This window comes from Vibrio maritimus (genome assembly GCF_021441885.1).
Lineage (GTDB): Bacteria > Pseudomonadota > Gammaproteobacteria > Enterobacterales > Vibrionaceae > Vibrio > Vibrio maritimus_B.
Map to the genome: position 1 here is coordinate 2,095,966 of NZ_CP090438.1, position 26,921 is coordinate 2,122,886.

Consider the following 26,921-nt stretch of genomic DNA (forward strand, 5'->3'; position numbering starts at 1 on the left):
TCCTTAATTGGGCGGATAGGACCGCCCAACATATTTGATTAGCTTTCGCCGTAGTAGACCCAAATACTCTTAGTCTTTGTGTAAGAAGATAGCGAATGAATGGCCATTTCTTTACCCCAGCCACTTTGTTTAAAGCCTCCAAATGGGCTGGCAAGTCCATAGCAACCATATTTGTTTACAAACACCATACCAGCATCAATCTGATCAACCATTCGATGTGCGCGAGTCACATTGGATGTGTATATACCTGCCGCAAGTCCATATTCCGTGTTGTTAGCTATTCTAACGGCGTCTTCTTCACTTTTGAATTTGATACAAGAGAGCACTGGCCCAAAGATCTCTTCACGAGCTATACGGGCATCTTCAGGTACTTCTGAGAAAATCGTTGGTCGCACAAAGTAACCGTTATCATTCCCATTTGATGTATCTCGCGTACCACCAGCAACCAGTTTCGCTTCGGTTTTACCTATCTCAATGTAAGACATGATTTTATTGAACTGCGCTTCATTACATTGAGGCCCTTGTTCACTTTCAGGATCTAACGGATCACCACACTTAACAGCCTCTGCTTTCGCAATCAGTTTCTCGAGAACATAGTCATAAATTCCTTCTTGAATTAAGAATCGTGTTGGTTCGGAGCACTTTTCACCTTTGTGAGAGAACATAACAGTAAAGGCACGATCAATAGCTGCATCCAAGTTTTCAGTATCCTCAAAGAAGATACAAGGAGACTTACCGCCAAGCTCAAGCGTGACTGATTTCATGTTTGATTGGCCGCTATTCTCAATAATTTTGCGTCCAATTGGTGTACTGCCCGTAAAGGAAACTTTTTGCACATTATTGCTGACTGTTAGTTGATTTGAAGCCGCTCCATCAGCAATTACTAAGTTTAAAACACCGTCTGGAATATCAACGTTTTCAACAATTTTTTCTATCAAATATAAGGAGGTCAAAGGTGTAAACTCGGATGGTTTAAGAATAACCGTATTCCCCATAGCTAAGGCCGGAGCAATTTTCAACGCGGCCTGATAAAGAGGAAAGTTCCAAGGTGCGATAAGCGCACATACGCCAACCGGCTCTTTATTCGTGAAGTTAAGGTACTCAGGGTCGACAGGTGACGTTTCGCCATAAAACTTGTCAGTCCAACCTGCATAGTACTCAAAGATATCAGCACAAGTTGGGATATCATCTGCCAACGACTCTGTTAAAAGTTTCCCGTTTGGTAGCGTCTCTAGCACCGCTAAGACTTCAGTATGATCACGAATAACTTGAGCAATATCGCGAAGAACTTTAGCTCGTTCAGTCCTACTCACTTTACTCCACACACCAGATTGGTGAGCTTGTGAGGCAACAGCCGCCGCTTCTTCAACTAACTGCTCATCAGCTAAAGGGATGTTACACAACACATCTCTATTGCTAGGGTTGGTAACCATCCAATTATTCTCTAAGTTGCCGAGAACCCATTGGCCACCAATAAATTGCTTTTTATCTTTGCTTAGCCACTCTTTAGCTGTAGTGATCGCTAAATTGTATTGAGTATCCATATTTTCTCCAAACTGCGCATTTGTCATTGTGGTCAGTCCTTAAAAATTTACAGATGTCACAATTTTACAACAACTGAATAAAAGTAATTAACATATGAAATTTAATCATTAGAATTCAGAAAAATCTATAAAAGCGCGCTATTGCGGAAGTTAATGTGAAACGCAGTGACTGAGTTTGAGTTCTAGGTCGCTGTATTTGTGACTAGGAGCAAGATAATGAGACAGCTACCCTCGCTTAATGCAGTTCGAGTATTTGAAGTTGCAGGCACCCACTTGAGTTTCACCGCTGCGGCAAACATCTTAAATGTTACACAGGGGGCGGTTAGCAAACAGATAAAGCAACTTGAGGAGTATTTAGGTGTACCGCTTTTCAAACGCACATCTGCTCGAGGGCTTCTTGAGTTAACTCCGATTGGCGAGCAAGTTCTCGACACAATTTCTCGTTCTCTATCTGAGGTTGAGAAAGGATTAGAGGTCATACGAAACCCCAATCTCCAACAGCGATTAGTTGTCCTAGCCCCTCCAACATTTACCAGTCGTTGGTTGAGTGCTCACCTCGTTAACTTTGCAAAAGTATTTCCTCAGTATGACTTACAGATCTATAGCAAACGAGAACAAAGTACCCTATACGATATTGAAATCCTCTTTGATGAAGTCAGTGAGTTCTATGCAAAAGACAACTTGTTGTTTAAAGAAAAATACGTAGCAGTCTGCAATCAAGATCTTGTTACCGAGAGCATGAATATTGAGGCGCATACACATAAGATGCTCCATATTCGCCACCACGGCCATAACCTCCCAGCATGGAAAGACTGGCTTGAATCAGCAAATATCCAATTGGCAGAGGGACACCGAAAAGGGATTTCGATGAGTACTCAAGAACAGGTGATAAATACAGCTATCGCTGGGGGCGGGTTCGCGGTTGTAGATCTCAATATGGTCTATCACTCACTTAAAAAACAAGAGCTCATTCAGTTCCACCCTCTACAATGCCGCAGTCGCTATGGGTACTTCATTCATGTCCCGACTCCCAAAGTCGGTACGAGTAAAGTTGAAGCATTTGTGTCCTGGTTGAAAGAAGAGTGTCTTAGCGTGTCTTAGCTTCAATTTTTCAAATAACCCCTATTGAAGGCAAAAATATAACCAATTGTTTTTTAAGGTTTTAAATTCACCTTGCATGCGGTAATGAACTAAACTCATACAAGCCTAACTTATATTCACTCGTGTTTTGTTGGCTTTTGAATCTAAATACTCAGGTCAACAAACAAAAATTAAACATTTCGTTTACATAATGCGAGAGGTGAATATGGAATACGTACAACTAGGTAACTCTGGCCTCAAGGTGTCTCGTTTGTGCCTTGGAACGATGAACATGGGTTCTAAAGAATGGAAGCCTTGGATCTTTAATGAGAAAGAGAGCGAACCAATCATTCGTCATGCTATCGACCATGGTGTTAACTTTATCGACCTAGCAGACTTTTACTCATATGGGGCAGGTGAAGAAGTCGTTTGTAATGTTCTCAATCGCATTGGACAACGTGACAAACTGATTGTAACAACTAAAGTTGGCTACCAAATGAATGATGACATCAACGCACAAGGCCATTCTCGCCAGCATATAATGAACTCCATTGACGCATCGCTAAAGCGTATGAAGATGGACTATGTAGATATTTATATGCTTCATTTCTTTGATGTAAACACCCCTATAGAAGAAACAATGTGCGCGCTGAATGATATCGTTCGATCAGGCAAAGCTCGCTATATTGGTGTTTCAACCATGTATACATGGCAGCTCGCTAAGATCATCCAGGTATGTGATCAAAACGGTTGGGTAAAACCTATCAACATGCAACTACAATATAATTGTGCCTACCGAGAAGAAGAGAGAGAGATGATTCCATATTGCCAAGACCAAGGCATCGGAGTGTCGGTATTTAGTCCTCTTGCTCGGGGTATTCTCACTAATGATCTGCAGTCTAACCGAAACAAAACCGATTTCTTTACTGCCGAAATGTATAACGACAAGGCTTCATTAGATATTTCTACTTCTGTTGCCCGCGTAGCCCAGAGGCACAACGTAGCCCCCGCTCAGGTAGCACAAGCTTGGGTACTATCTAAACAATACGTTTCCTCGATGTTAGTTGGTGCTGATACACCTGAACAATTCAATAGCGCTCTAGCTGCGTTGGAAATGAATCTAGATCAAGATGATATATTTGAGTTAGAACGCAATTATACGCCTTGCGACATAATCAACGATTACACCGCAGGAAATCGTATACCTCGAGAGGCTCGCCTTCCCAAAGGTATTTACGCTGAATAAATGGCATATAATTCAAACTGTATTCAAATGGCACTTAACGTGCCATTTTTTGTATTTTTAATTTGAAAACCCCATCTATAACTGTCAGCTTCCTGAATGACGCCAGTCATACTTAACACTTTTTGACCCCTTCCGGATATAGTCAACAGTTAGCTCAACTATCTCCATCTACTTCTATTGCTAACCCAAGGGTTTTACAAGCCACTGGTTTTACAAAATCAACCTAACTTACTGATACCTAGAATGATATTGGCTTTTACGCACGTCAGGCAGTTAAACTTAGCTCACAGAACTAAAAGTAAACCTTTCAAAATGCAACACTCAATTAACAACGCGTTATTGATGGCTATCACTATTGGCATATAGACATTCAAGCTCAACTTAATCTAACCGATTGTTTAATCAAAGGATTCATTACCCAGCGAATTTTGTTCTTAGGTATGAGACTTTATTTCCATCAATCACCAATAACATTGTTGTAACATTAAACCCAGTTAATACGGTGGTTTATTAAGGGAAATAAAATGACAAACCAATTTGTACTTGGCTCCAATCGAAAAATAGATCCGTCACGTCGACGTGCCGCACAATTAAAACCAGATGGAAGCGTGAACGACAATGATAGAGTCGAGATAGGGCCTACTGCTCTTGCATTCCAAGAGTGGGCAGACCTAGGTCTCACTCCACCAAATCTGCATAAAATGCGAGAGTATCGATTAAAACGCATTGTAGACCAATTGCAAGCCCGTGACTTGGCAGGGGTGTTGTTATTTGATCCTTTGAATATTCGATATGCAACAGATTCGACCAACATGCAGCTTTGGATTGCACACAACCACGCTCGTGCTTGTTTTGTATCTGCAGAGGGCTACATGATTCTTTGGGATTTCCATAACTGTGACCATTTATCTGCACACCTACCGCTTGTGAAAGAAGTACGTAATGGAGCGTCATTCTTCTACTTCGAAACTGGAAATCGAACCAATGAACACGCCCATCATTTTGCAAAAGAGATTGCTGACATCGTTAAGCGTCACGGTGGTGGGAGCAATCGTATCGCTGTAGACAAGATCGAGATTGTTGGTTTGCGTGAGCTCGATAAGCAAGGCCTCGATATCTTTGATGGCCAAGAAGTGATGGAACTAGCTAGAGCAGTCAAAAACACTGATGAGATCAACGCAATGCGCTGTTCGATTGCTTCGACAGAGATTGCAATGAAAAAAATGCAAGAGGCAACTGTTCCTGGCGTCACTGAAAACGATATTTGGTCGGTGTTACATGCAGAAAACATTAAGCGCGGTGGTGAATGGATAGAGTGTCGAATCCTGTCTTCAGGACCTCGTACAAACCCATGGTTCCAAGAGTGCGGTCCTCGCGTAGTTAAAGAAGGTGAGTTGTTAGCTTTTGATACCGACCTCATTGGTCCTTATGGATTCTGTGCAGACCTATCACGCACGTGGCTAATCGGTGATGTAGAAGCTACCGAAGAACAGAGACATTTATACCGCGTAGCCTATGAACATATCCAACACAATATGGAAATACTAAAACCAGGTATGACATTCGAAGAAGTAACACGCTCTGGCCTTTTACTTCCTGAAAAATACCGACCACAACGCTATGGAGTAATGATGCACGGTGTCGGTTTATGCGATGAGTACCCTTCAATACGATATCCAGAAGATCTAGAAGGTCATGGGTATGACGGTGTATTGGAGCCAGGCATGGCACTTTGTGTTGAGGCATATGTTGGCGCTGTTGGCGGCAAAGAAGGGGTCAAATTGGAAGACCAAGTTATTATCACAGAGGATGGGTTTGAAAACCTAACGAACTACCCATTTGAAAAAGAGTTATTAAAGTAGGAGCAGCACATGACATCCGTACCTAAAAACACTCATAAATTACTTGTAAGCGCAGGAGCTGGGATAATTTTAACTCTGTGCTTTGTCTATGTATTACTTGCTCCAGAAGCAAGCACTGACATGTTCTCAAATCTGAAAAACTACATCGCGCATAAGTTTGCCTGGTTTTATATGGGCAGTGTCGCATTGTTTATCTCTATCTTAATTTTTAGTGCATGTAGCCGTGTTGGAGATTTAAGGCTCGGTAAAGATAATGAGAGACCTGAATTTTCAGGGTTTGCATGGGGTTCGATGCTCTTTAGCACAGGGATGGGCATTGGGCTTGTTTTTTTCGGCGTCGCTGAGCCTGTTATGCACTACATGACCCCTCCGATCGTGGAGGCTCAAACCGATGTCGCAGTTAGAGAGGCAATGAATATCACCTTCTTTCACTGGGGAATCAATGCATGGGCTATTTACACCATTGTAGCGCTTGTCATTTCTTACGCAGCCTATCGCAAAGGCCGTCCACTAGAAATGCGAAGTGCATTTTACCCAATCTTTGGCGAGCGAATCAACGGACCATTGGGCGTAGCCATTGATGTCTTTGCTGTGCTCGCCACAGTGGTTGGTATCGTTACCCCTTTAGGATTTGGTGTTCAGCAAATAAACACTGGCTTAAATTACGTACTTGGCGTTGAGATCAGCACAGGCAATCAAATTGTCCTGATTACAATCATTGGTGTAATGACATGTATTTCGTTAGTACTTGGCCTAAAGAAAGGGATTAAAGCGCTATCACTCATCAATATTTGTGTCGCCATTGGACTAATGACATACGTCTTCTTAGCCTCTAATACCACCTTCATCCTCAACTCAACCGTTGAAAATATTGGCAACTATTTAGCGAGCTTTGTACCACTGTCGTTTGATACTTATGCCTTTACCAACCCTGATTGGTTTTATGGTTGGACTCTCTTTTACTGGGCGTGGTGGATTGCCTTTGCTGCGCCAACTGGATTGTTCATCGCTCGAATTTCACGTGGTAGAACAATACGAGAGTTCGTAGTTGGAGTACTAGTTATTCCTGTAGGTTTTTCTTTCGCATGGCTGACAATATTTGGTAATAGTGCGTTGGATCTTATTCATAACCAAGGTATTGAGGAGCTAAGCACTGCTGTAATGACAAACTCTTCATCAGCACTGTTTAAGTTTTTTGAGTTGGTCTCTGATTGGAGTCTGCCTAGTTACCTAGCACTATTCAGCATTTTCGTATTCTTTATCACGACCTCTGATTCGGGCACGCTTGTTATCAATACTCTGACATCAAAGGACGAAGACAATGCTCCGATTTCACAACGCATTGGCTGGGTAATTGCTATTTCTGGCATCACTAGCTTGTTGTTAATGAGTGGAGGTATGACAGCTATTCAATCACTACTCGTTATTATGGGATGTCCTTTTGCCATTATGGTAACGATGATGAGTTATGGGTTTATGAAATCTGTGTATCTTGAAGTATATGCTCCGGCAACCAAAACGAGAGGAGCGGAATTGGATGAAGTGATTAGAAAAGCAGAGCAAACGGAGATTGAATATAGGAAAGCTCAAGTCATCCATGGTGGTAAGTAATCATATTGAGTTAGATTACTTAAAATCAATAATATAGACGATTCACTGACTATACAGCTCTCCTCACTTTCAAGTTCCTCCTTAGAGCTACTTTTGAGTAGGAGAGCACTCAAAAGTCCACACTTCCCTTATATATCTGCATAGAAGGTTAGACACCGGTTTAAGTGACTTTCCATAGTTATACTAATTCGTGATTTGCTAATGCATGGTTCTCCGAAAGTCGTTTCTGTCCAAGGACTTGCTGACGTCGTTCTAGGCAAACACGCCGTTGCCTCAAACCTTCTCAGAGCCTGCAAACGGAACACCTAAGCAGTACACCAATAGACCAAGTTAATCTAATCCGTACTTTGATCTCTTACACGGAATTTTTCCGTAATTCGACCCCACAACTATATGCCGATTCACATAACAGTATGATACCAGTTGAGTTTTATAGTGCATGGCAGCAACATAGACGGATTGCAAAGACGGAAAAAGCCGTCCATGCAGCGTTAACTGCTTTTGCCACAACATGTATAAAGGAAAGTATGAATAAAGCTTTACGAATAGTAACGGGAGCTCCAGGGTCTGGAAAATCAACGGTTATAGAGCATTTGCTTGAATACTCCAGTTCGTCTAATTTGGTTTTTCTTGATATTGATTTGATTGCTGATTCAGCGAGTGCATTAGCAAAAAGCAGTATTTATACTGATCCTGATACGTGGAAGCCATACGGAAAAATCTGGTTTGATCTATTAAAAGCTCTTGCACAAAATGGCAAAGTCCCTGTTTGGTTTTGTCCAAACACGCCTCAAGACTTTCAATCGCAAGATATTTCCTTCTTCTCTGAAATTGATTGGTTACTCTTAGATTGTGACGACCCGACTAGGCTGAAGCGTCTTTCAGTAAGAAACTGGAACGAAAGTAAAATAAAAGAATCCTTAGAAGATGCACAAGAACTAAGAGAGCTCAATCTATTCACAATTGATACAAGCCACTTGAAACCCGAATTGGTAGCAAATGAAATCATCAAGTGGTTAGAATGCAGTTAACAAACACTTTAAGAGCGATTCGCCAACGTGTGCCGAACTCGCTTCGCTCAAACATGGCACAAGTCTGCTCACACCTTAAGTGGGCGTTACTTTTCCATACGTGGACTAATCCGTTACATTCTAATTTAGTAATACAACTGACTCAGTTTTGTCAAAATACGAGTTACACCATCAAACTCAATAGAATGGTCTGCGATGGAGTTGAGCTTTAATATACAAAATTTAATGAGGACGTATTAAACGATACGCCCATTAAAATCTGGACGTGACTAAATGTAGCACCTAAAACCATCATCACCGCTATGATTTAAAGCTCTATCAAAAACCAGTGGTGTACTAAGCTTATCCCTATGATCTTAAGTATATGAATTAGATCGATTTTCCTCAAAATCACAGCCACTACCCGACCATTTTCAGCCTTCACACTATATATATCAATTGGTTATACCTTAGATTATTTTCTTCCTACCAACATCGGGGTTTCACCGTTTTAGAAGGGAGAAAAACTCCCTTAATTCCTTATCAACGCGCACGTTTTTCCCTGACACTTCTTTGTTGTGCCATTGTGATGAGCACCTTACTCGATTTGATGAAGACTCTCTCACTTTAAGTGCCGACCGCCATCAAGATGCAGCGTTCTCCCCGTCATATAGTGACTTGCGAGTACAAACTTGATCCCATCTATCACTTCCTCAAAACCGGCCTCTGCAGGGATTAGAGCTTTTCGCAGAGCTTTAGCTTTATACTCTTCATCGTCATGCTCATTGAATTTGAGCATGGCCGGAGAAATAGTATTAACTTTGACCTTGGGCGCCAGCATTGCAGAAAACGACAGGGTCAAGTTGTTGAGTGCGGATTTACTGGCGGCGTAAGCGATGTGTTTTTTACTGCCTTTCTCTGCAACGTAATCACTGATGTGGATTATGTCTGACGTTGTATCGCCGGACATGAGTTGGTCTTTAAGCGTTAGATTAATCAAGTACGGCACGGTTGCGTGTACTGTCATCATTTGATTGATAATGTGTGCTGCATCCTCTGCAGGGTTCTCCTTGCTCTCCGGCTTCCAATCGGATGCGTTATGTATAATGGCTCGGAGTACTTTGTACTCTTGACCTACATAGTTAAGGAAGGCCTCCAAGCTATTTTCTTGATAGAAATCTACCTGCTGGAGATCGGCGCCATTGTCACGCAGGCAATGCAGTTGCGGATAGTCACTTCGGTAGGTGCCTACCACTCGGTATCCATCGGCCAGAAGTTGCTGCGCGAGTGCAAAACCCAGTCGCTTCCCAACACCAGTGACTAGAACTGTTTCACTCATCGCAAGAACTCCGCTCTGGTTTGGGGGTTGGTTTTGAAGGTGCCACCGAGAGCGGTTGTTGTCGTTTCAGAGTTGGCATCCATGACGCCTCTGGATTTGACGCAGTAGTGCGTCGCTTTGATAGTGACAGCGACATTCTCTGTTTCTACTAGCGTCTGTATGGCGACTAGGATTTGCTGAGTGAGTCGCTCTTGGACTTGAGGGCGCTGTGCAAAGAATCGAACGATTCGGTTTATTTTAGACAACCCCAGTATTTTTGATTTGGGGATGTAAGCGACCTGCGCTAGTCCGTCAATGGTAATGAAATGATGTTCGCATGTTGACGTTAGATCAATATCCGACACATTAACCATCTCATCTACTGACATCTTGTTGTCTATGACACTAATTTTTGGAAAGTTGTCGTAGTCCAGACCCGAGAAAATCTCGTGCACGTACATCTTTGCAATGCGATGCGGCGTTTCTGCAAGACTGTCGTCGGTTAGGTCAAGTCCGAGGGTACTGACGACTTCAGTTAGGAGCCCTTTGATCCTGTTGTATTTCTGATCACTGCTCATTTCACTCGACGTCATTGGAGTTTCAAGTCCTTTGGCGATGAGAGCTTCTCTCACTCTATTTGCTTCGATACTAGGCATTAGAACTCTCCTCGGACGGTGTCGTTATCTGCTTCATAACTCAAGGTAAGCGAGACGGAATCTGCAAAACGCAACGCATGAGGTTTGTCTATCGTAACTTTCGCGTATCGCACCCACGAGTGGTCAATACAGATCCCGAGCACGTCGCTGGTGAGTTTTTCTAGTAGTAAAAATTTCCCGGATTCCACATGCTGAATGATTTTCTTGCATATGTTTTTGTAGTTGAGCGCGTTATCCACGTCATCAGCAAGGCATAGTTTGTTAGCAGGATAATGGATTTCTGCGTTTATAACGACGTCTTGCTGCTTCGTTCTCTCATCCTCATTAAAACCGATGAAGGTTCGTAGTCTGAGGTTCGTGATGGTAATGATTGCGTTGTTATTCATTGTAATTTCCACTCATCAGAAGATGATGTCGGTTACGTGCCGACTTTAGGAAAAGATCAAACAGGGCGTCAGCAACAAGGTGGTCAGATTACTATTCGAGAAATTACATGATTAGGAGAGACTGAGCTCAAAAGGTATAGCTTGTGTTTTCTGGCTCAACTGATCGAAGTTATCCCAGATCTGCTGAAATGAGATGGAAAGAGCAGGATGAAGTTCCTCCGCCGCAACATCAACCAGAGGTCGCAATACAAACGCGTACTCGGTAATTTCACCTCTTGGCAATTCAACTCCGTCGATTATGCCTACTTGCTCATCGTAGAGAAGAATATCGATGTCCAATGTACGTGAAGCGTATTCTTTAGTTACACGCTGGCGTCCATTCTCTCGTTCAATCTGTTGCAAGACCCTCGCTAATTCTGCGATAGCAACATCGCATTCGAACCGAACGACTAGATTCAAGAAATTATCCCCTTCGAACCCAACAGGCTCGCAATCGTAGAATTTAGATATGAGTAGGTTTGCAAAGCGGCTATTCAATGCCTTGAGGGATTGCGTAATGTGATATTCGCGGTTGATATTACTTCCGATACTGACATAAACAGTCGCCATATTATTTTCCCGTTTTTTTCCCGTTGGATACGTGCCAGGATTTACGTCGATCAGTGTCGTAGAAGCTGCGTGCTATTTTTTCCCCCTCGTCTTCTAACTTTATCTGTTTAAAAACCTGTTTGAGTACATAGTCAAAGCAGGCCAAAAACGAAGACGCTTCGGGCAATTGGGATTAGCAATGGAAATCATTGATGCCTTAGGGCACTTTAGATACTAAGGCTTTTCAGGTTAAGTGTGCTTGAGTTCTGATGACTAGAGAGGTTGAAAATAGCGGTGTAGATCTGATTTGGATGGAGAGACAATTGAAAAGAAGCCTCAATATTGAGGCTTCTTCGTTTTACTTGAGTAACCTATCAAGCAGCATAACTAAACATCAGAGTATAATCGTCACCATTCTTCGCTACATACTCTTTATCTTCATTACTCGCAGCTGGATGACGCTTTTCATCGCCCTTCACCAAGCTAACCCAGTGGCGTAAGCCCATTTCTTGTGTCGCGCCGAAAGTAGTACAGGTTTCGATTTGAATATCGTCAATTTCCACATACTCAAGACAACCTGTGCCTTTTTTTCGACGTGCTATGGTGATCTCTACGTGAGTACCGCTTTCGTCACGGAACAGAATGTTGTCTGGGCTGCATTCGTCACCAGTGTAAGCGACAAAGTGTTTGTTGTTACGAAGACCGCTGTGTTGTCCATTTTTGAAATAAGCTTGCACGTGGCGGTAGTTGATTTCGTAGCTTACCACGTCTTCATGTGAGCCACTTTCTAGTGGAAACAGTGTGTCTAGTAGTTGCTTGGACATCTTCTGTTTTTGTGTCATCTCACCAGCGTCGACCATTTCTACGGCAAACACGGCTTGTGCGATAAAGTTTTGTGGGTTTTGTTGCTCTGTCTTATCGAATGTTTGCATGTTCATAGCCTATTCCTTCAGCTGCTTTGAGTACTGCATTAACCAAGCCCTGTTACTTCTTTATGACCGTTTGGTTACCGCTTGATTTTTAGAATAGCGCTTTTTTACAAACAATTTCACAACAAAATTTTTACACTGTCAATTTTACAAAAATCATCAATTTTACAGGGTGAAGAAACGAAGCGGAAATGACAAAGAATGTAGATAGGACGGAGTGTTCCAAGCAAACTGGATGAAAATTGGAACACTTCCTCTGTGTATAATGGCTATGAGTTCGTTAGATTATTTCACTGATAGACGGTTAATAGCTGCTGGAATTTGACGTCTATTAACAAATACGTGGCAGCATACATAATGGCAAATGCCGTCAGACTAATGCCAATTGTCCACTTTGGGGGAATGACTCGCTTTAGCGGGCTTTTGACGTATTTTGCTTTTAGATTTATCAATGAAATGTTTTCTTGTTCACTGAGACGAGCATCTCGAATGAGTCGATAGACCGTACTGCCCACCTCAGCGAGTTTCTCCCCTCCCCGTTCTTCTCGACCAAACTTACCTTGAAAACCCAACTGAAGTAGTAAATAGAGAAATTCGATCACCTCTCGATACTTCCTCGGGTCGGCTTTGAGTCGTTCGAGTATGATAAAGAACTTATCCCCTCCAGAGGTTTCATTGTGAAACTCGGACAGTAAACTGTTTTGGCTCCAGTTACTATTAGCCCCCCACTCTTGCCTACAAACCGCTTCATCTAACGCTGCACACAAGCAATAGCGTATAACCAGAATAGACGCTCTATCTAACTCCAGTTCATTAAGTTTTCTTTCACCTTTTCGTATCTCACGAGCGACTTGTTCACGAAACGGCATAGGATCATCTAACCAAGGAATTGAAGACATGCATGACAAGCTGGCGATCAGCCAAGAGAACTGATCCACGAGCCTGTTTACGCCGATACCTGCAATCGTGAGATCTTGCACCGCAATGTTTCTGGAAAGATCTGGAGCTGGCATAACCTCCATCGGTTTGCCAGGCTCCGGCTGAAAAAGTACGACGGTTACGTCAGTGTCAGCATAACTCATAGGCGAACTGCCCATAGTTGTAGTGATAAGTTGGCAAAATCACCTGCAACATGAAGTGCGATCGCCGCTGCGTTCTTCAGGGCAGCCCACTCTTCACCCGAGCTGTCTAGCTCGAAGTAGGTGTAGCCAGCATGATAAGGAAGCGCACGCGGTACCACTGGCATTGGTTTAATTTCGATACCAGGAAGCTGCAAGTTAATGAGGTCGCGAATATTGTCGATAGAGCCAATTTTGGTTTGTGATACAAACTGAGTATGTAACACATCAAGAGGCACATCAGCTTTTACCGCCAAAATAAACGTCGTGCTCTCAACAATGCCGCGATCAGGGATTGCTGCGGTTCTGATACCATAGTTTTGGTCATTCAATGGTAGCGGTATCGCTCGCTGATCTGACATCACACTCAGTGTTAATTTGGCATTATTGATGATTCCAGAAAGGCAACTCGTTAAGTCACCATGGTTGTATTTCACGTACTCTAGTGGACGACGAGAGGCCGAGCATAACGTCGATAGCTCCCCCTCTGCTTGAAGCAAAGTCCTGTACAACTCTTCTGGGTGATAACCTTCCACACTGTCAATGTGCCAAAACAGTGGCTCATAACGATTAAGTGCTTGTAGTAACATAAAATCAGAAACGGTGGACACGCCTTGCTGATCCACAACACCTAGTCTCTCAACAATCGTTTCTGCTCTGTGTTTCAACATCGACGCAAATTCGGTAACGAACTTCTTAAGGACAGTAGATGCTTGAATATCAATACAGGTTGGGACAAAACTCTCATCTAGAATGACACTGCCGTCAGGTTTTACTTCAGAGATTTTTAGAATAGGTACCGAAGTATAAGAGCTCCGGTCTTCATGATCATACATCAAGCAAAAATTCAGTTTACCGACAGCGATGTTTGTTAGGTCTTCTGAGTCATAGCAAGCATCGGAAGCTTCCTGGGACTCAATACTAAAACGAGCACCGTCGCCTCTTTCACCAAAGAGCTCCGATCGCTCAGACGGAAGAGGACAGCATAAGTAGACGATTTTGTCTGCGATAGACGGATCCACTTCTTTAACGTCAGGTAACTCCGCCAGCAATGGAAGATCAAACGGTGTTCGGTCTTGCAGAATACCCTCTGCTTTAGTGATACCAATCTTACCCAAGGCGAGTAGCTGACTATTTACTTCTAAACGACGAACTCCCCAATGATAGTTGGCCGTATAAGAGCTCAGCATACTAGACAATTTGTTTTGAGCTCTATCAAGTTGTTGAAAATGCTGCGGCTTCATGAACATGCCATCTTGCCAGACAACCGGATTGTATAAAGACATTCATTTATCCCTTAAAAATAAGTCTGTTCAATGCCACGTGTAGTATTCGAAGAGAGCTCACTCCCTTTAAGTTTCAGTTTTAAGTAGTACTCACTCTTTTCTTCAATAACCTCAACTTTACGCCATGCTGAGCCATCGATATCACGAAAGGCGACGGAGAAACCAACCGCTCTTGTTGCTGGATCGAGTTCGAGCATTTGATGGATATTGTCGCCTGGTTGAACTTGATACTCATATCGCTTGATGTACTCATCGCCAAGGGCTGCCTTATCATTCTCAAACAATGCAAAGAAATCTAAGCTCCGAAATAGAACAGGTGAGCTTAACTCGTGAACTCGAAGGATTACCGGCGAAGGCTGACCGCCCTTTCGTAAGTTCAAGACCGGGTCAGCTTCAATAACTAACTCAATAGATGAGGTTTCGGGAGTAATTCCAGAAGACTCTTTGAACTGGTCCCACATTGAACACCCCGACATCATGAGAACAATCAGAGAAAGTAAAAAGTTACGCATGTTTCCCCTTATTGACCTTGTTATAGTTCTCTCTCAACAGCTCTTTAAGCGAACCTTCATGAATCTGACGGCTATTCTCTTGGTAGAAGTCTTGATAGCTTGACCACAACTTAGACTTTGTTGAGAACACAGCATTACTGGAATACTGTTTAGCAAATGACGCTGGATCATTGGCCTTGGTTTGTTCCATCAATAATTCACTCACCGCTTTGTTAAACAAAATACGATGATCACTCAACTCATCAAGCATCTGTTCGACGAGCTCATTAGGTGACAATAGTTCTTGTTGAGTCAGCGTTAACATCAATTCGGTCAGATTTACATCCGCAGTATCAGCGACCGTATCATCTTTAAGCGCTTCCACTTCTTTTAAGCTATTTTGAAGATGCTCCATACAGAGTCTCAATCCCGCACCAAGGTTTTTAAACGTCGACGCGTCACGCTTCATCAGGTCAGTGTCACTGACTCCTAAGCCCTGATAAAACGCAGTACAGAGATCTTGTTGTTCGCTAGTAAGTGGCTCTGGTGAGGTCGAGTTAGGCACAAAGCTTGCCGGTGTCTCGCGGTTCGAATCTGTCGCGTCTGTCTGACTTTGCGCCGTGGGAACAAACTGTTGGGTTACTTCCTCCCATTTAAGGCCATTCGTAGATGGACTCGTTCTTGAACCATAACTCTGTTCTATCGACGATTGGGGTTGTTTCACTTCGTTCTCCTTGAACGATGGATTTACCTGTTCCTCATCAAGTCGCGCATTTGGGTATTGTTCTTTGTTTTGGCCAGGCTCTTCATCACCTTGACTGGTTAAAGGTGGTTTTGAAGTTGTGTTGTCAGCCAGCCAGTCTTCTGGAATTAAGTTCGGTAAATCGACTTGAGAGTGAATACTGATACTGTCATCGGCGATCTGACGAGTGCTAACAACCTCAGGAGCTGTTCGGTCGTTTTGAAGGTTGTCATCTCGAATAAGAAAGTCATCATCGACTCGTGTAGAAAACTCAATATGGGCTACGGGATCATCACTGTCTACATCGTCATGTTTCGTTTCCATAAACAGATCTTCTATCGCACCAAGCTTATGGTCTTCTTCAACAGCGATATCATCAAGATTGGCAAGGGGGTCATTAGAGGTTCGTTCCGGTGCAATATCAACTGCGATATCTTGCGCGATCATCGTATTCTCTAGTGTTATACCAATTTCATATTGACCCAATGAAATAACGTCCCCATCGCAAATAGAAATAGGCTGACTTTTCAGTATTTTATTTCCATTGACCAAGGTACCGTTAGTACTTACATCACTAATATAAAAGGTGTCTCCATAAACTGAGATCAAGCAATGGGTACCAGAAATGAAACGATTGTGATCATTAAGGGAAAGTGTACAGCTAGGTGCACGACCTATAGAGCCACCGTTTTCAGGCATTTCGAAATGTTTAGAGCCCGTGTATTCTTCTGGGCATTTAGATATGAATAGATTCAGCTGATTTAGCTGCATTGGTAAGCCTCAAAATAAAAGTGAGATCGTAAGTTCTGCACCACCAATCCCATTGTTATATATAGGTGCTATATAGGATAACTGAGGAATAACCTGTAAATGAGCATCAGGATTGCTACCTAATTTAATTACCGCACCAAAGGTAGCCACTGCTCCAACTTCAAATTGCTCAATATCTTGCAGTTGCGAGCCATATTTAAAGCCTTCATCATCGACCTTCCAACGGTTTGTGTATTGCGAATAGCCCAAAGACAATCCAGCTCCGATATATGGGGTGAAAACACTCCACGAACTCAAAGCAAACTGTGGTACCACCCTAAACTCAAAATTTGTCGCCTCTTGATACACCCCATTATTTGGTGCCGTAAATTGGTCTTGCAGATAGTTTAATCCCAGCCACCATCGCCACCGGTTATTAGTTTCGTCTATCGGGCGAGTATGCACGAAACCATATCTCAGAGACTGTTTATCGCCACTTGAACCTTCATCATACTTGACACTCTCTACTGCAAGTACATTAACCGACGCACCATAACGCTCACCTTTTGCCATAACAAAAGGTGTAGCTAGGCACAAAGCTGAAACCAGTCCTAATTGAAATGGTCTATACATTTTTCCCTCTAGGTATATCCCTTGTGATAATGACTCGCGAAGATAGCAATTATCGTTATGTTTTCAAGGTTCAAACCCACACCAAACACAAATAAGGCATTATAACTAGCAAATAGAACAGATCGCCTAGAATAAACAACTAAACGAAAGAAAGATTACTAATATGATACAAATCAACAGACAAAACTATCAATAACAACAAATAGCAAACGTTTACAACAGCTTATTTAATTACATTAGTAAAAACAACTATATCAAACAACAAACACTCCCCTGAAAACGAGATACCACTTATCAATATAAACCTAATCACATATGCAGTTACCGAATATTATATCCTTAAATTACAATAAGTTAGACTCAAAGAAAGAGACAAACCAGTTAAATAAACTACGAAACACTATACCTGATCAAGCCTAAAGAATGGTGATCTGTGATCCTGGTTCCATTAAGGCAATATTAAGAACAAATTTAACTTTTTAATATTTAATTTCTACTTTTTAACTATAGAATCGTACAAAATTTATAATTCACCTCATTTTAATAATCATAATTATACATTTTCACCTATCAGTTGGATGTCAAATATATGCTTCATTGTGACTTTACGAGAAGGCCAATCTCTAAAGAAAACCCCTGTGGTGTTAACCCAGTTCGTTTGGACGAATTTGACGAAATAAAGCGTCAAATAAACAATTTGAATAAAGTAACAGGCAAAGTGTCATGGAAGAAAGTACTCGAACTCTCCAAAACCATACTCACTTCACACAGTAAAGACTTCCGCTGTAGCTGTTATTACACTGTTGCAGCAACTCATTTAAATGGGTTATCTGGGCTGTACGATGGGCTAAATTCAGTACTCGATCTTTGTGTTGTCTACTGGTATTCGGCGTATCCTGAGCACAGCAAATCATCCGCACGTATTAGCACGATCGAGTGGATGATCGAAAACGCGGAAAAAAGATTAAACAAACACAAACCACAACCCGAAGAGCGACAAGTTATTGAAGCAATTCACCAACTATGTTTGAAAATAGAAGAAGAACTTCGACTTCACTACGGCATCAAAGCACCGTCGTTTGGACGAATCCGTCGCCTGCTGTCGCAATGGTTAGATTCTCTCAAAGAGCTTGAGTTGAAAGAGATTGCGAGAAAAGAGTCTGTGGCTAACAAACCTGTGCTGAAGACGGTCGAACAAGCTTCTTCTACGATAAAAGTGGATGTCACACCAACTTTCACGGCCAATCAACCGGTTGCGAAAAAAGCGAGCCACTCCACGAATTCGAGTAGCTTGATCATACTGGCTATCGTGCTTGTCATCGCCGTTGCTGTCGCTGCGCATTTTTCGTTCCGTCAGTATCAATTCGAGTCCATGAAAACACGTATTGAGAACGCCTCGATTGACGAACTCGCTCGTGTAATCACTTCTAAAAAATACATCAGCATTAATAAAGATGCGTCGTTAAGAGCAACTAGCGTAGACCGCGTAGATACTCTAATGAGCGACTGGACATCAGATGCCGTTAAAGTTTCGCAAGCTGAAACGCTAGGAAGATTAACAGCAGAACTCATTGAGCTTTATCCCGACTCTTCTTCTGCGCTCATGCTCAGAGAGCGTTTTTTGCAGCAGAGCTCCAATCTTGAGTCGGAGTTTAACGCCCTATTTCGCAAATTTTCGAGTGCTCGCACTGTATTCGCCAATGTCGTGATAGACAACCCAAATAGACAGTCCAGCATGGCATATGAGTACAGCAACTCACTGTTCCCACTTTTAGGACGCATTGATTACGCTGAGAAAAATAACAATAGCGAAGAATTAGATCAATCAATCCGTTTACTTAACATATATCTCTATAAAATAAATCAGCTCAAGCTGATAGAAAAATAACACCACTAAGGCTTAAGAAGTAACAACAACTATGTTTAAACACAAACTAATAAGAAGCCCGATATTTATATCGGTATCAATAGCTATAGTTATCGCAATTATATATACATCCGTCTGTTTATTTTGGTTAGGCCTGCAAGATCACACCCTGCTATGGCTAGGTGTTGGTGTCATCGCAGCGCTACTAGGTCTGTTTCTTCTCAGCCTCTGGTTCAAGAAGAAAAACAACGTAAAGGCTCAACAACTAGAAACGGAAGAAGAAGCCCTTTCTATGGTCATTAGACCCCTGCTCTCAGAAGCAGGCAAAAAACCCATCTATCTCATTGTCGGTCCGAAAGGTTCAGGAAGAAGCCAGTTTTTGTATAGCTCAAGCGCGATCAAGCCTATGGATCGCACTCGCACAGCTAAGAACGACTTCTTTGAGTGGTACGAATCAGATAGCGCGGTTTTTATTAAACCCGACCAAAGACTCACTTTCCAAGAGATATCAAGTAGTGACGGGGCTTTATGGGATCGATTTGTCAATGAACTCATCAGACACACACCACGCAAACCTCTCGCCGGTTCTCTTCTGTTCATTGATTTCGAGTTCCTGATCGTATCAGAACAAGAGCAGAAGGAATATGCACTGAGTGCATTGTTGCAACGCCTACACTCTATTAGTGAGAAAACGTCGGCAGCACTCCCTGTTTACCTGTTTATGTCCAAGTTGGATAAACTCGATGGCTTCAAAGAATACGTACAGTTTAGCTCGTTAAAAACTCGAGTGGAGTTTTTAACGATACCGCTGAAAGAAGCGAAAGGTGCCATATCAGATTACTACCGAGATAGTTTTCAGAATCTAGTTAAAGTTCTAGAAAGTAACGCTCTCGACTCATCAGCCAACTCAGCGGATGTTGATGAGAAGCAAGCTATTCTCGCTTTTCCGAAACAATTTGAGTTGTGTCAGCAAGAAATCGGATACGTAGTCGAGCGACTATGTGAGTCCAACAGCGGCTTCTACTCACTCGATGTGCGCGAGATTTTCTTCTGCTCTAGCATCCAAGGTGGGCGAAAGTACAATCTCTTGGCAAAGAGTTGTAGTAACTATTTCAACCTGCCGATTATCGCTTCTGAGCATACTCAGCTTTCGGAAACACCTTATTTTTCTCGGCTTTTGGTCGACTCTCAGATTCTTCCTGAGCGCGATTTTGCCGGTGAGAATAAAACCTACCTTCGTGGGATCCAGAGACGAAGTCGCTTGGCTTTTGCATTTTCACTCGCCCTTGTCGTCGGAGGTGGTTACTACTTCTCTACCATGCTAGAAAAAAACTTAAATGTTATTGGTCAGCTTATGGGGGTCAACCAAGGTGACAGTGCCGTCCTAGATCCAAGTTTTGATGTCATGTTAAAGGGAGCAACTCACAGCGTAGAACCTTCTTACTCCGCATGGCTTAGCGGTACACAAGCGCTCGATGAGGAACTACTACCTCTCAATATCAGTCGCCTCGATCAGAGCACTAAGATTGCTTATGAAGCCTTACTTAAACAAGTAGAAGAAAACATCATTCCGGTCGTTGAGCAAGGTTACCGCATGCAGCTTACGCAGCATCAAAATGCGTTCAACAAGTCTTTGCCGCTACTAAAGGGCTACTTGATGCTTCAAGATCCTTCCAAGCGCGATATACAATTTCTTCGTCATCAAACGGGTCAAGTTTTAAATGCACTTAGCTCACAACCACATGTTGTCGAAGAATCCATGAGATATCTTGATGCTTACTTTAGAACTCAGTTTGCCCCAGTAGCAATCAACATGGATGTCGTACGTGCAACAAGGCGAGCACTCCTCGCCAACTCCAACGTTGACTTGGTTTATGCTGGCATTTTAAGCCAAGCACAGGCAATCGATTTAGGTTCATTAGACCTAGAGCGTGCGGTTGGCTTTGAGTTCAGCAATGTTTTTAGTGCTCCAAATGAAGAAGAGCGCTTGATCATCGACAAAGTGTATACGTCAACAGGCTTTAGTACCTTTTATCGTCCTCAAGTAGACCTGATGTCGCAACAAGTTATCAGTGATAACTGGGTGCTTGGATTGTCTAATCACGTAATACCAACAAAGAAAGAGCAAGATGCATTCAAAGAGCAAGTCCGTAAAAAGTACACAGATGATTACATCAACTACTGGCGTAATGCACTCAGTGAACTGAAAGTTCAAAGCTATAACAATGTAGGTGAGCTCACCAATGCGATTGACTTGATTTCTGGTCCCTCATCCCCGCTAACAACGGTGTTGAAACAGGTTTATACCAATACGCAGTTTTCGCCGGTAGGAGAGAAAGAAGTCACGATTCCAAACGTTAATCCTAAACTACTGGAGGCGGCCTCAGAGGCTACACAACTCGTTGAAGAGGTGGTTCAACCCGATTACTTGTTGATGAAACGGGTTGAAAATGCCTTTAAGTTACTCAATCAGCTACAGATAAACGAAACGCCAAACTCTCCAACCCCATGGGATGAAACCATTGCGGCACTAAGCAATCTTCGTACTTACATGAAGGAAATTGCTGATGCCCCAAACCCACAGCAGGCAGCTCTGTCAGCAGCACAAAATCGTATGAGTAGTACTGAAGCTGATCCCCTTATCAAGCTCAAACAGATTGCTCAAAAATCACCAGAGCCTGTGCGAAGTTGGTTGCTTGGTGTCGTTAATCAAAGTTGGTCGGTCATGATTGGTGAGTCAGCCCAAGGGATTCAAACTCAATGGTATAGCGAGGTTTTCTCTAAGTTCAAAGAACTTGGCTTAGGCAAATACCCGTTTGACTTAACTGCGACCGAAGAGATCTCAATCGAAGACTTTGAGTACCTGTTTGCTTCTGGTGGATTAATTGACACCTTTATTCAAAAGAACTTTGCACCTTTCTACGATACCAACCTTTGGATTCCGAAAGAGGTCGATGGTGAGGTCATGCCATTGTCGCCAGCACTGCTTGTTCAGTTGCGAAACTACAATGTTATTCGCGACACTTTGATAAACAAAAGTACTAACCAGGTGAGCATTCCATTTAGTGCCAAGGTGCTTGACCTTGATTCGAGTGCCATCAGAGCAAGTCTAAAGATTGCGGATACTAATATTGATTATTACCACGGGCCAAGTCGTATTCGAGAACTACAATGGCCTCCTCAGAACGGCGACTTCAATATCAGTATTACCATTCAAGACTTAACAGATGAAGGCAAACAGCATGTGTTAGCTAAGAGTGGTCAGTGGGCGATTTACCGCTTGCTTGGCGATTCTGCGCTAACCAACACTCATGACGGTAGTTTCGTGAGTGACATTAAAGTGTCTGGTAGGGATTTGAGCCTTCGAGTCACCCCACTAACACAGAAAAACCCATTTACTCTGGCAGAGCTTTACAACTTCACGCTTCCAGAGTCCATTAAAAAAACACAATAACAACACATAATAAAAAAGGCAGAACACATGATTTCAAATATCAATCTACAAGGCTTAGACAAACTAGACCGCAAAATCCTTTCAAGTCTTCTTTCAAACGGACGTGAGTCCATCGCAAATCTCTCTCGTAACATCGGTTTGTCACGTACCGCTGTTGCCGAAAGGATCAGTCGTCTAGAAAAAACCGGAATCATTAAAGGATACACCGCTCAAATTCGAGTGGAAAATGAGGGGCGTACTGCAGCGAGCTATTTACTTATCTCGTGTGAGAAAGGCAAGAAAAATGACGTCACCAATGCACTAAGGGAGATCCCAGAAGTAAGGTTGACGAGTGTGGTTGGTGGGACATTCGATATTATTGCGCTTATTGAGGCGCCTGACCTTCACTCTATTCATCACTTATGTAATGAGATTGAGTCTTTTCAAGGTATCAGCGCTTTGAATACGACAGTAGTACTCCACCAGCCGATTAATCGATAGTCTTCTATTATCGAAAGCAAGGGCCAGTTGTAGACTGGCCCTTTTCAGTTGTTTATCTAACAATTACAAACGATAAACAAATACCTGAAAGCCTCACCATAGTGACACTGTCACTATGGTGAGGCTCATGCTCTTCCGCTCTTTTTCTATTTTGGTATCCACGCAGTTCAAGGTTTTACCATTTCAGGAAGCAGAGCCGCTCTCCCATAGCGAAATGCTGGCGCGATCAATTGCTGATCTCTAAAAGATTGAGCATCACTCACCAAGTAAAATCGATATCGTCTAGGAAGTGTATTTACACCGCTCTCTTCGAGCCTTGCCGAGCCAAACAAAGATTGAGTCCCTACATGATGGCACTCTAACTCAAATCTGGAGGACAGTTGTCTTACCAGCGAATCTAAATGCTCTGTTGAGCGACAGAATATTGCGCTACCTTTCCCCCCTTGATATCTGAACACTCGATTCTGATGTTTGTCTACGTACCGCCCAAACTCACCTTTATGGTATAAAACGACAACTTTGCGCTTCGTGTTGTAACGAGCAAACAGCCAGGATTTTCTTGGTATAACACACTTGTCCGACTCTAACCGAGACTGATTTTTTAGAGAGAGCAAGCAAAGAAGCAGGTTCGCAATGGCAATCGAGATAATTAAAGGTGCTACGGTACAGGCTATAAATACAGCGCCACAGGTGAACACGCCTACAACCCAAAGAAGAATATGAAGCCAAGAGCGTGCAATAATCGGATCACGCTTTATCACCAAACCTGTATGAAACAGGTTATATTCGTATCGTTTTGCCAAAATGAGCGTTGTGTAACTCAGCAGTGATGTCAGCAAAAGATTAATAGACAGTAACCACAATGCCTCAATTGGCATCTCTATTTCAGTGGCTAGCCACAGGTGCATAGGAACAAGCACTATAAGTGGGATAAGCGCCATAACGGGACTTATAAATGGCTTCGCAAGCTCCGAGTCGCATCTCTTCCATTTATCTATCATTCCAGTGGTGCGTAGTTCCAGCTCTCTGTCATGTTGGCATTGTTCAAATTCTTCTGGGGTGATGTAAAAAGGTAAATAGGACACTTGCCCCTCCTTAAAAGCTTTCAAGTGTTTAAATTCGTTGGCTAGATGCTGCCAATAAAGCTGATTTTGGCGTCTTTTGGCTTGGGACCACCAAGCCACAGCGTTTGACCAAGCTGGTTCCCTTCCCCTTGTCCCAAACAGTTCTTGGGTAATGTATGAAGGCTCACCGTGAGTTTTAGATCCCAAGACATAGGGTCGCGAAGAATAAACCTCATGAGACCAAGTAAAATAGGATGCTGTTCACCCCCAACGGAAAACTGGCGATAGGTATGGAAATCAATGTCATCAATACACAAATTAAACTTACCATTGAGGTCTGCAATACTCTCTCCTAGATGCAGATCTCTACCCAGCATACAGTTGGAGCGATTCAATCGGTTTCGCTGACACTCATCAATGGCAACGCGGCGATAGACCCACTCCTGGACACTTACTCTAGGTAGGGAAAAGTAATGAGAAACGATTCCGGAGATGAGCTTGGGAGAACGAGTGCGAGTAGAGAGCTGATTAACGTACGAGAGAATTTTTGCTCTATCTAGCGCAGCTACATCGCAGTCGTGCATCACATCAGTGAGACCAGCTAGGTGAAGCATACGTCCAGAAAAGGCGTCACTGGCACCGCTTTGATACTGAATGTGGTATCGATATTTCTTCCACACCCGATATAGCATGCTCGTGTAGCGATTGTGGAAGAAGTCAAAGAAGTCCTTTACAGGGTTATCTTCTGGATCTCTGCCTGCCAATTTCTCAGTATACGATGAGGGTAGCGGAGAACTTGAACCATGAAGCCCCAAGAAGTTCGTCTCAATGCGTGTGTATGATTGCCCTGCTCGTTCCATGTGTTCAACAAACGAAATATCACTTTTTGGAAAGCTAAGATCAGGTGAAACACTGAACTCAATGCGTTCTTGCCGAAAATACTTGTTCTCGCCTACAGCAACAAAATCACTCCCTTCGTTCCATTGATAGTGCTTCTCCAACAAAAGTACCGCTTGAAAAAAACTAAACTCGTGAGTTTGAGTGGATAGTGCATTAATCATAGTATCGTCTGCTGGCCTAGTTGACTTTTCCAGCGATATACCTCGCCATTGGCTTGATCGAATACTTCCAATTCGGTGAACGAGTTAACGCTTGAATAGAGTCGGATGAACTCATTGAGAACGTTAGTCATTAAAAACATATCCCCCTCATTCACAAAATAGGTCGAGTTTGCAACGAGTCTAAATTGGTTACCACGCACTGAAACCCCTCGAAACACACGGTCAATGGGTCGAATCTCAGAAGAGACAATACCGTCTAATCGATGAATCGACGCTCTGTGAGCCTGCCTGTCTACTCTCGAATGAAAGTCATACGTTGATAGCAAAACTTTCAACACATCAATGTTGGCAAGTGATAAGTAGTTAAGTGACATATTGGCAATCAACTGCCATTGAAGCTCTCCATTCACCTGAGGGCTGACAGATTGCGTCGGCTTTGTAATATTCTTAAAAGTCGCATAGGTCGGTGATTTGTGCGTGTTGTAAGTGATGTCTCCTACGGAGAGTCTCTCCGCAAGGTCAGCGTTGCTGCAACGCAATTGCATCAGGACGGTTTCTGAGCCCAGATCCGCGATGTTCCCGTTGTGGGTGTGGAACGAGATATAACGCTCAAGACCACGACCGCTGATTCGTTCGCTGACCTTAGTTTTATAAAACTCTCGTTTATCTCGCTGATTGACCTGGTGTTCAAACGACTCAAACTCGCAAAGTGGTTTTCGTCTGCGCTCATCTTTACACCAGCTCTCGACGCGCTCGACAGAGTAGACCTCATAGTGCTCTTGGCTGCTACTTTGTGGACGAACCTTATACTCATTTCGACTGTGTTCTAGTCGAATTGGGTCACCATCTTTCTCAAATAAATTGACTGCAGGCGTGCAGTGCAGCTTAAGGTGCTTATCTTTTAGTACCACCTCAGGCGGCAGTGCTCGAGTGAAATGGAAAATGACGTTGACGCTGTTACGCTGTGGGATACCGCGAAGCCAATCTAGCCCATGAACGTCGAAAAACATGAACTTTTCTGGCAGCGAGAAGTATTCTTGAAGTAGCCTGTATCCCGAAAACGAGTTCTCGCCATATGGGAGCAAAGCTTCGTCTTCATCGTAGCCAACAGGCTTGATGAACTCTGGGCTTAGCTTGTGTTTATAGCCCCCGCCTACATCCAACTCAACGTAGTCCAAGTAGCGGAAGAGCCATAGAAATACGGTACGAGTAATATGCAGTTCACCATGAAGGTGCAAGCGCAGCGTATCGAGGCCGATGCGTGAAATATCAACACCATACTCCGCCGATAGCGATACATTGATTGCCGAACTTGTGCGCGTATTACTCTGTTCAATTCCACCAATAGAGATTGGATAAAGATCAACATCGTAGCAGGTCTGGAAAAGACATTGCGTTCCTTCAACTTGCTCGCTTGCCATCTCTGCGCCGCGCTTTACAACCGTTTTTTCGGATAATCCACCAACATGAGGCGTGAGCTCCGTAATGCACATAGAGGGGACTGAACGCATATAGTGTGGCCACAACAGGGTCATTAACGACTGAGTCAGCTCGGGCAGTTCGTCATCAATTTTTTCCCTGATTCTGCCAGTCAAAAATGCAAAACCTTCCAACAACCTTTCTACATCAGGGTCAAACGTTCCTTCTGATAGAAATTGGGTAAGCTTTGGGTGGTATTGGGCAAACTCACTACCGGCTTCACGCAGATAAGTGAGCTCATCTTGAAAATACTTACTACTACTCAA

Annotated in this window: 22 protein-coding genes; 8 read left to right on the plus strand and 14 right to left on the minus strand. The window is 43.0% G+C overall.

The features are described from left to right. Window positions 1–38 precede the first annotated feature (38 nt). Entirely contained in the window at window positions 39–1,544 is a 1,506-nt protein-coding gene (locus tag LY387_RS09615) for an aldehyde dehydrogenase family protein (protein ID WP_234493915.1), read from the minus strand. A 216-nt stretch (window positions 1,545–1,760) separates the two neighbouring features. Between LY387_RS09615 and LY387_RS09620 the strand changes: the two genes are divergently transcribed. The 5 genes from LY387_RS09620 (at window position 1,761) to LY387_RS09640 (ending at window position 8,374) form a co-directional block, all read left to right on the plus strand. Then, window positions 1,761–2,645 carry a LysR family transcriptional regulator gene (locus LY387_RS09620; RefSeq protein ID WP_234493916.1) on the plus strand — a complete coding sequence of 295 codons (885 nt, stop codon included), beginning with the start codon at window positions 1,761–1,763 and terminating at the stop codon, window positions 2,643–2,645. A 205-nt stretch (window positions 2,646–2,850) separates the two neighbouring features. Continuing rightward, complete coding sequence (locus LY387_RS09625; RefSeq protein ID WP_124941053.1) at window positions 2,851–3,870, plus strand: aldo/keto reductase; 1,020 nt, start codon at window positions 2,851–2,853, stop codon at window positions 3,868–3,870. A gap of 524 nt (window positions 3,871–4,394) precedes the next feature. Then, entirely contained in the window at window positions 4,395–5,732 is a 1,338-nt protein-coding gene (gene dddP / locus LY387_RS09630; RefSeq protein WP_124941054.1) for a dimethylsulfonioproprionate lyase DddP, read from the plus strand. A gap of 9 nt (window positions 5,733–5,741) precedes the next feature. Next, window positions 5,742–7,343, plus strand: coding sequence for a BCCT family transporter (locus LY387_RS09635; protein ID WP_234493917.1), 1,602 nt, complete (start codon window positions 5,742–5,744; stop codon window positions 7,341–7,343). A 527-nt stretch (window positions 7,344–7,870) separates the two neighbouring features. Then, window positions 7,871–8,374 carry an AAA family ATPase gene (locus tag LY387_RS09640; RefSeq protein WP_234493918.1) on the plus strand — a complete coding sequence of 168 codons (504 nt, stop codon included), beginning with the start codon at window positions 7,871–7,873 and terminating at the stop codon, window positions 8,372–8,374. Between the two features lie 601 nt (window positions 8,375–8,975). Here the strand turns inward: LY387_RS09640 and folM are convergent. The 10 genes from folM to LY387_RS09690 all read right to left on the minus strand — a co-directional run bounded on the left by folM (window position 8,976) and on the right by LY387_RS09690 (window position 17,250). Next, window positions 8,976–9,692 carry a dihydromonapterin reductase gene (gene folM, locus LY387_RS09645; RefSeq protein WP_234493919.1) on the minus strand — a complete coding sequence of 239 codons (717 nt, stop codon included), beginning with the start codon at window positions 9,690–9,692 and terminating at the stop codon, window positions 8,976–8,978. Next, the gene (gene folE, locus LY387_RS09650) at window positions 9,689–10,327 is read right to left on the minus strand and encodes a GTP cyclohydrolase I FolE (RefSeq protein ID WP_234493920.1); all 639 of its coding nucleotides are present in this window, start codon (window positions 10,325–10,327) and stop codon (window positions 9,689–9,691) included. The genes folM and folE overlap by 4 nt, the downstream gene beginning before the upstream one ends. Beyond that, a complete protein-coding gene (gene folX, locus LY387_RS09655; RefSeq protein WP_234493921.1) occupies window positions 10,327–10,713 on the minus strand; it encodes a dihydroneopterin triphosphate 2'-epimerase in 387 nt (128 codons plus the stop codon). The genes folE and folX overlap by 1 nt, the downstream gene beginning before the upstream one ends. A 111-nt stretch (window positions 10,714–10,824) precedes the next feature. Beyond that, complete coding sequence (gene folK / locus LY387_RS09660; protein ID WP_234493922.1) at window positions 10,825–11,322, minus strand: 2-amino-4-hydroxy-6-hydroxymethyldihydropteridine diphosphokinase; 498 nt, start codon at window positions 11,320–11,322, stop codon at window positions 10,825–10,827. A gap of 353 nt (window positions 11,323–11,675) precedes the next feature. Continuing rightward, window positions 11,676–12,239, minus strand: coding sequence for a hypothetical protein (locus tag LY387_RS09665; protein WP_234493923.1), 564 nt, complete (start codon window positions 12,237–12,239; stop codon window positions 11,676–11,678). A gap of 281 nt (window positions 12,240–12,520) precedes the next feature. After that, window positions 12,521–13,312 (minus strand): type IVB secretion system protein IcmH/DotU, encoded by a 792-nt coding sequence (gene icmH, locus LY387_RS09670; protein ID WP_234493924.1) that lies wholly within the window; start codon window positions 13,310–13,312, stop codon window positions 12,521–12,523. Next, window positions 13,309–14,634, minus strand: coding sequence for a type VI secretion system baseplate subunit TssK (gene tssK / locus LY387_RS09675; protein WP_234493925.1), 1,326 nt, complete (start codon window positions 14,632–14,634; stop codon window positions 13,309–13,311). Before tssK ends, icmH begins: the two co-directional genes overlap by 4 nt. Before the next feature lie 11 nt (window positions 14,635–14,645). Continuing rightward, window positions 14,646–15,146 (minus strand): type VI secretion system lipoprotein TssJ, encoded by a 501-nt coding sequence (tssJ, locus tag LY387_RS09680; RefSeq protein ID WP_081936054.1) that lies wholly within the window; start codon window positions 15,144–15,146, stop codon window positions 14,646–14,648. Next, window positions 15,139–16,638 (minus strand): type VI secretion system-associated FHA domain protein, encoded by a 1,500-nt coding sequence (locus tag LY387_RS09685; RefSeq protein WP_234493926.1) that lies wholly within the window; start codon window positions 16,636–16,638, stop codon window positions 15,139–15,141. Before LY387_RS09685 ends, tssJ begins: the two co-directional genes overlap by 8 nt. A 9-nt stretch (window positions 16,639–16,647) precedes the next feature. Further along, window positions 16,648–17,250 carry a hypothetical protein gene (locus tag LY387_RS09690; protein WP_234493927.1) on the minus strand — a complete coding sequence of 201 codons (603 nt, stop codon included), beginning with the start codon at window positions 17,248–17,250 and terminating at the stop codon, window positions 16,648–16,650. 589 nt (window positions 17,251–17,839) lie between these two features. Here LY387_RS09690 and LY387_RS09695 point away from each other — a divergent pair. Genes LY387_RS09695 through LY387_RS09705 form a run of 3 tightly spaced genes read left to right on the plus strand, consistent with a single transcriptional unit; the run spans window position 17,840 to window position 23,051 of the window. Further along, window positions 17,840–19,138: a type VI secretion system ImpA family N-terminal domain-containing protein gene (locus LY387_RS09695; protein ID WP_234493928.1), complete on the plus strand. Its 1,299-nt coding sequence runs from the start codon at window positions 17,840–17,842 to the stop codon at window positions 19,136–19,138. 31 nt (window positions 19,139–19,169) lie between these two features. Then, the gene (gene tssM, locus LY387_RS09700; protein ID WP_234493929.1) at window positions 19,170–22,571 is read left to right on the plus strand and encodes a type VI secretion system membrane subunit TssM; all 3,402 of its coding nucleotides are present in this window, start codon (window positions 19,170–19,172) and stop codon (window positions 22,569–22,571) included. Between the two features lie 27 nt (window positions 22,572–22,598). Beyond that, window positions 22,599–23,051 carry an Lrp/AsnC family transcriptional regulator gene (locus LY387_RS09705; protein ID WP_234493930.1) on the plus strand — a complete coding sequence of 151 codons (453 nt, stop codon included), beginning with the start codon at window positions 22,599–22,601 and terminating at the stop codon, window positions 23,049–23,051. A 167-nt stretch (window positions 23,052–23,218) separates the two neighbouring features. On the opposite strand, the gene LY387_RS09710 is transcribed toward LY387_RS09705, so the two are convergent. Genes LY387_RS09710 through tssF form a run of 3 tightly spaced genes read right to left on the minus strand, consistent with a single transcriptional unit; the run spans window position 23,219 to window position 26,921 of the window. Then, window positions 23,219–24,136, minus strand: coding sequence for a hypothetical protein (locus LY387_RS09710; protein WP_234493931.1), 918 nt, complete (start codon window positions 24,134–24,136; stop codon window positions 23,219–23,221). 41 nt (window positions 24,137–24,177) lie between these two features. Further along, window positions 24,178–25,176, minus strand: a complete 999-nt coding sequence (tssG, locus tag LY387_RS09715) for a type VI secretion system baseplate subunit TssG (RefSeq protein ID WP_234493932.1) — start codon at window positions 25,174–25,176, stop codon at window positions 24,178–24,180. Next, window positions 25,173–26,921 carry a type VI secretion system baseplate subunit TssF gene (gene tssF / locus LY387_RS09720; protein WP_234493933.1) on the minus strand — a complete coding sequence of 583 codons (1,749 nt, stop codon included), beginning with the start codon at window positions 26,919–26,921 and terminating at the stop codon, window positions 25,173–25,175. Before tssF ends, tssG begins: the two co-directional genes overlap by 4 nt.